The organism is Mesocryomonas lacus, from assembly GCF_055730105.2.
Genome location: NZ_JBUZWF020000016.1, coordinates 1 through 5005, shown reverse-complemented (window position 1 = coordinate 5005; position 5005 = coordinate 1). Strand labels below are relative to the sequence as shown.

Genomic DNA, 5005 nt, shown 5'->3' with positions numbered 1-5005 from the left:
ACGGATTGGTTCGAACTCGGCCGCAACGACGCCATCCATTCGGGTGGTTAGATCACCAGCAGACAATCCGTTGAAGCCATCTTCAACTGCAAAAACAAACTGCTTCAGATCATCGGCTTTTGCGGCTTCGACGAGCGAATGACGGTCGCGCTGAGCCTCCTGAGCGGAACGGTTTGCAACAGCTTCCTCTTCCAAACGTACTTGCTCGATCGCTGCTTGCTTGAAGGTCAGTACGGTCGACGCCATCGCTCCAACTTCGTCTTTGCGTCCGGTAGCAGGAACCTCGACTGTTCGATCGCCCTTAGCGAGCTTTTCCATCGCTCCACGCAGCAGAACGATAGGGGCGGCAATGCCCCGCGACAGTAGGGTCGCCATGCCAAGGGACGTAAGAACCAGTAGCGCAATACCTACCTCAAGCGTGAATACGCTATCGCCATAAGCCCTTTGCTGCTCCGCCGCGTTGGTCTCTGCCTGACTTTTTGTAAGCGCTGCCAACACATCGACAGCTTCTTCAGAAGGATCAATAAAGGCGCCAGCTGCATCGGAGAGCGCTAGCTGTCGAGCGGCACCGAGAGTGCTTGGCTCTTTCGCCATTGAGATCGATTTTTCTACGATTTCGCGTTGCCAGCTCGCAGTCGCTTCCGCAGCTTTCTCCGCGGATAGCTTGGCGTTCGGTATAGCGGACGCAGCATCTGTGTACTTAGCAATGTGAGCATCGAAAGATGCGCGGTGCTTTTGAAATTTCTCTATGTAAACGGCGTCAGTAGTCAGGAGATATCCACGAAGCGAATTTTCCATCCGTGTGAGTGCGGCCCGAGACTCCATTGCTTCGCGCCAGCCTGCATTCACCTGGCGGTTAAACGTCCGCACGCTCTCAATATGTTCGAGCCTTTCGTAAACAAGGCCGCCCATCGCCAGAACGCCCGCTAGCAGTATGCCGAACGCAAGCATTAGCTTCCGTGAAATTCTCATATCCTGCAGCGTCATTTTCATTCCGATCGATAGATGGAACACAACAGCTAGACAAATTTGTTTAATACCCGGCTATCGATCGGCGATTGCGAAACTTACCTGATTGGTTCTTCTCTGGTTGGTTAACAAACATACCGAGGATATTAGTTAACCGAAATCTCGTAGCCATAAAGGCTATTTAACGTATGCGGATTTTTTGGTTCCCCGCTGATAACGGCCGGCGTTGGACTACGCCGCCGGCCTGTATCCCAAACTGCCACCATCATCTCCATGGGGCGGACCCACCGCCGAAGCTATCGAAGCTGAAGTCACCGGTTCCGTATAATTCTCTCCCAAGCCCCAGGCTTCGGTACCGCTTCAGTCGGCTCCTAGAAAACTGTTCGTCAACGTCATCGACGCGACGTGAATAATGTCCGATGCGCTCCGCCGAAACTGACCTACGCCTTGTGTCCTTGTGGACGACTTGTCGATCTGTGGTCGATCTATCCCATATGAGGTGATCCGCGGGGGACATCTGGGCCGCTAGGGAAAGCCGACCATCATGACGAACGCACATGTTCAGCGCGTCGCCGCTTGGATAGCCCGGCAAGGTCTCGCCGGCGCCAGCGAGACCGAACTCCTGGACGGCTTTTGCGCCGAATGCACGGCGGCGGGTCTGCCGCTCTCACGCGCGATGCTGATCATCGACACGCTACACCCCATCTACGAAGGCAGGGTCTTCCGCTGGCGCAACGACGGCGTTGCCGAGGAGCCGATGGTTCAGTACGGCCGCACCGACACAGGCGACGCCGCCGCCGACTGGCAGTCCAGTATCTTCTACCAGATGCTGGCATCGGGCGATGAGGAGCGCCGAGTCAGGATTGCCACGGACGCATCCCACCCCTGGAAGCATCTTGCCGAGCTGAAGGATGCTGGCCACTCCGACTACGTTGCCTTCGTCCACCGCTTTTTCGGCGAGTCGAGCATAGGCCAAATGGATTGCCTCTACTCTTACTGGGTCACACGCCATCCCGATGGCTTCGGAGAAGAGAGCCTTGCTGCCCTTCGGGCACTGCTGCCGGCTCTGGCGTTAGCGGTCAAATGTGCGTCGCTCGCCCGGATCGCCACAACGCTAGTCGAGGTTTACCTCGGCCGCGATGCCGGACGCCTCGTTCTTAGCGGCCGCATCTCGCGTGGCGTAACCGAGACTATTCAGGCAGTGCTTTGGTTCTCGGACCTTCGAAACTTCACCACCATCGCCGACGCCGCTGAGCCCGGCGAGATCATTCCGCTCCTCAACGACTATGCCGGCGCCGCGATCTCAGCCGTACATGCTGCCGGCGGCGACGTGATGAAACTCATCGGAGACGGTGTTCTCGCAATATTCAAGGCTGAGGACCCGTCCGAGGCCTGCCGCTGCGCGCTAAGGGCTGAGTCGGAGCTACGCAGCAGCGTTGCCGCCCTCAATGCGCGAAGGGTTGCAGCGGGGCTGCCGGTGACCACTGTCACCCTTGGCCTGCACATAGGCCCTGTCTCCTACGGCAATATCGGCAGCGACGATCGGCTTGACTTCACCGTCGTCGGCCCGGCGGTAAACGAGGTCAGCCGCATCTCCTCTATGTGCCGTTCAGTCGACCGCGGCATACTTGTATCAGCGGACTTTCGCGCAGCGACGCCTGAGGATGAACAGGAGAACCTCGTCTCCGTCGGCCGCTATGCCCTACGCGGCGTCGGGCGGGCACAGGAACTGTTCACAATTGATCCGGCTTGCCTTTGACTGAAGACAGGGACGTATAGTCAGCCTCGGGTGGGAAGCCGTCCTTCAGCTCTCGGATTTGAAACAGGAGAAGCTGCCTCACGACGGTCCCGTTGCGTTGAAACTGGCAAGCGTGCGAGGCATGGTTCTGCGGTCGGGCGAACCGCAGTGAACTTTCAACTTGGTACATTCATGTCTTTGTTACACTCGCTGGCTGGCGAGTATGTGGATACAGGCGACGTCGATGCGTAATATTGCGATCCGATGCGGTTCGAACGTATAACCCCCTACGCAGCCTAAATGCAGGGGACCTGGAGACCGCGCTGGAGCTGTTTCGAAGAAGCACCATCCTTTTTGCTGAATGAAGCAGGCAAAAGTGACCGGACAGATGCTAGTTCATTCCAGCTCGCGCCCAAGATAAGTTTGAGCGCAAAGCTGATCGGCAGCTAACACGCAATCCTTTGCAGGCGATGGTTAATAGGCCGCTTGCTAAAGCCCCATCGCATCGGCCTCGGTGATATCGACAGGATTGTTGATAATGAGACGCTGTTGCTGCAGTGCATCGCCCACCAGCAGCGATAACTCCATTTTTTGCAAGTCGACATCTCGAAGCCGCGGGGAGCGCCGGTCCTGTCCATGAGCGTTTCCCTGAAGTCGATGAAGGCATCGGCTCAGTCGGCTGTGCTTCCCTGCAGCGGACCGATCAGCAATTCGGCGAGCCGCTCTTGATAACGGCATTGTACGTCGGCTTGCCCGGCGCAATGTGCATTCATTAGCAGCAGGTAGGAGGTTTTCGAATTAGCTGTCGCCCGCGGGTTCGCGGACCGCCAAGTTTTTAATTTGCGTTAGTCCTACGGCTGTCGTTGGGGGCCGTAGCCTCGGCTCTGTAAGTTGCCAGTAGTGATTTCAACTTGTCTTCGACACGGTAAAGGACTTCGTTGATGCGATCTCTGCCGGCCGCATCAACGCGTCGCATTACCTCGGCCTCGACCATCTTGTGTATTTGATCCATCTGGCCCCGTGCCAGCACGCCAGATGGTGTCAGTTCAATGAGGGATCTGCGGGTGTCATCGTCATCGTTTGATCGCTTTAAAAGGCCTTTCACCACCAAGCGCTCGATTAACTTCGAAGCAGTCGATGGGCGAACTTTCATGCGTTCCGCCGCTTTAGATACAGCGATCTTCTCGCCGTCCGATAGCGATAACAACAACTCATCTTGGCCATTGAAAAAACCGATCTCGGCGAGCTTCAACGCGATAAGCACCCTGACTGAGCGCGAAATCGACAGAACATGAACTAAAATGGGTGACTCATTTTCACGATCAGGTGATATGTCTAAGGAATTCACTGAGCTGAACCTCCTTGAAGACCTGTTTGGCACCGCCATAAAGATAGCTTCTTGCTGCGCAAGCAAGTGCCAATTGCGCTAAATGGTGTTTCGCTTACGGGCAGTGGAAAATATAAGCTCATTATATAATCTGCTAGGCAGCCCTTTCAATCGAAATGCTGCGATACAAAATATTTGCTTTTTCCGTCGTCAGAACATTTGGCTCAAAACAGGGCATCGAATTCAGGAGATAGAGCCTCGTCTGGGTATTGATGTTTAGGCGGTGATCCCGTCGTACACCCAGCCCCAGCCGATGATTTTGAAGTAGGTAAAATCCGTCTGCCACATCTCGTTCGTCCGCGTCGTCTGGGTGGGGAATGCGTCGGCGGCCTTGTTCGCGACGTAGGCTGGGCTGGTTATGAGGTCGTGAGCCTTCAAAAGCCGGTGAACCGTGGCTTCCGACACGAAGTAGCGCTTTTCGGCGGTGAACCGGACGGCCAGCTCCCGCGGCGAGAGCTCGCAATTCTCAAGCGCCAGCTCAATGAGCTGGTCATGGATGTTGGCAGAAATACGGTTCCAGACCCGGCCTGGCGCCGATGGACAATCTTCCAGAGCCTCGGGACCCCCACTAAGGTAGCGATCATACGAGTGGCCTGCTGCCGGTCTGATGGTCACGAGGTTAGGCTAACTCCGCACGTTTCTAGAAGTTACTGAAAGGCGGTCGGACTCAGACGTCCGCTATTGGGAGCGCGTAAATAGAAGCTAAATGCCTTGAGAGGGTCGTGAGCGGAAATTAGATATCCGCGACTGCGACGTTGTCCAGGTTCAACAGATGGTGAAAAACAGGCGCTCTCGGGTTGCTGGACCCCACTTCAGTCCTGATTGTCTCGACCGAGGCCCACTGCCACGAATCCGCCGCGAGCCAGGAGCGAACGTCTTGCCTCGTCCAGCGGAGTGTCTCCATGCGTCTC

The 5005-nt window shown here is 56.1% G+C and carries 3 protein-coding genes and 1 pseudogene; 1 reads left to right on the top strand and 3 read right to left on the bottom strand.

The window, feature by feature from the left end:
- On the bottom strand, positions 1-993 hold a 993-nt coding region (locus ACZLZQ_RS24210), incomplete at its 3' end, for a CHASE3 domain-containing protein (protein WP_472951865.1).
- A gap of 520 nt (positions 994-1513) precedes the next feature.
- On the opposite strand from ACZLZQ_RS24210, the gene ACZLZQ_RS24205 reads away from it, so the two are divergent.
- Positions 1514-2728, top strand: coding sequence for an adenylate/guanylate cyclase domain-containing protein (locus ACZLZQ_RS24205; protein WP_472951864.1), 1215 nt, complete (start codon positions 1514-1516; stop codon positions 2726-2728).
- Between the two features lie 814 nt (positions 2729-3542).
- Here ACZLZQ_RS24205 and ACZLZQ_RS24200 read toward each other — a convergent pair.
- Together ACZLZQ_RS24200 and ACZLZQ_RS24195 are read right to left on the bottom strand one after the other, a co-directional pair.
- Positions 3543-4055, bottom strand: coding sequence for a MarR family winged helix-turn-helix transcriptional regulator (locus tag ACZLZQ_RS24200; protein WP_472951862.1), 513 nt, complete (start codon positions 4053-4055; stop codon positions 3543-3545).
- Positions 4056-4328: 273 nt separating this feature from the next.
- A pseudogene (locus ACZLZQ_RS24195) lies at positions 4329-4679 on the bottom strand (helix-turn-helix domain-containing protein); the annotation flags it as partial.
- Positions 4680-5005 lie beyond the last annotated feature (326 nt).

Coding starts and splice junctions, on each gene's coding strand:
- ACZLZQ_RS24205 (WP_472951864.1), top strand. CDS start 1,514: ATGACGAACGCACATGTTCAGCGCGTCGCCGCTTGGATAGCCCGGCAA.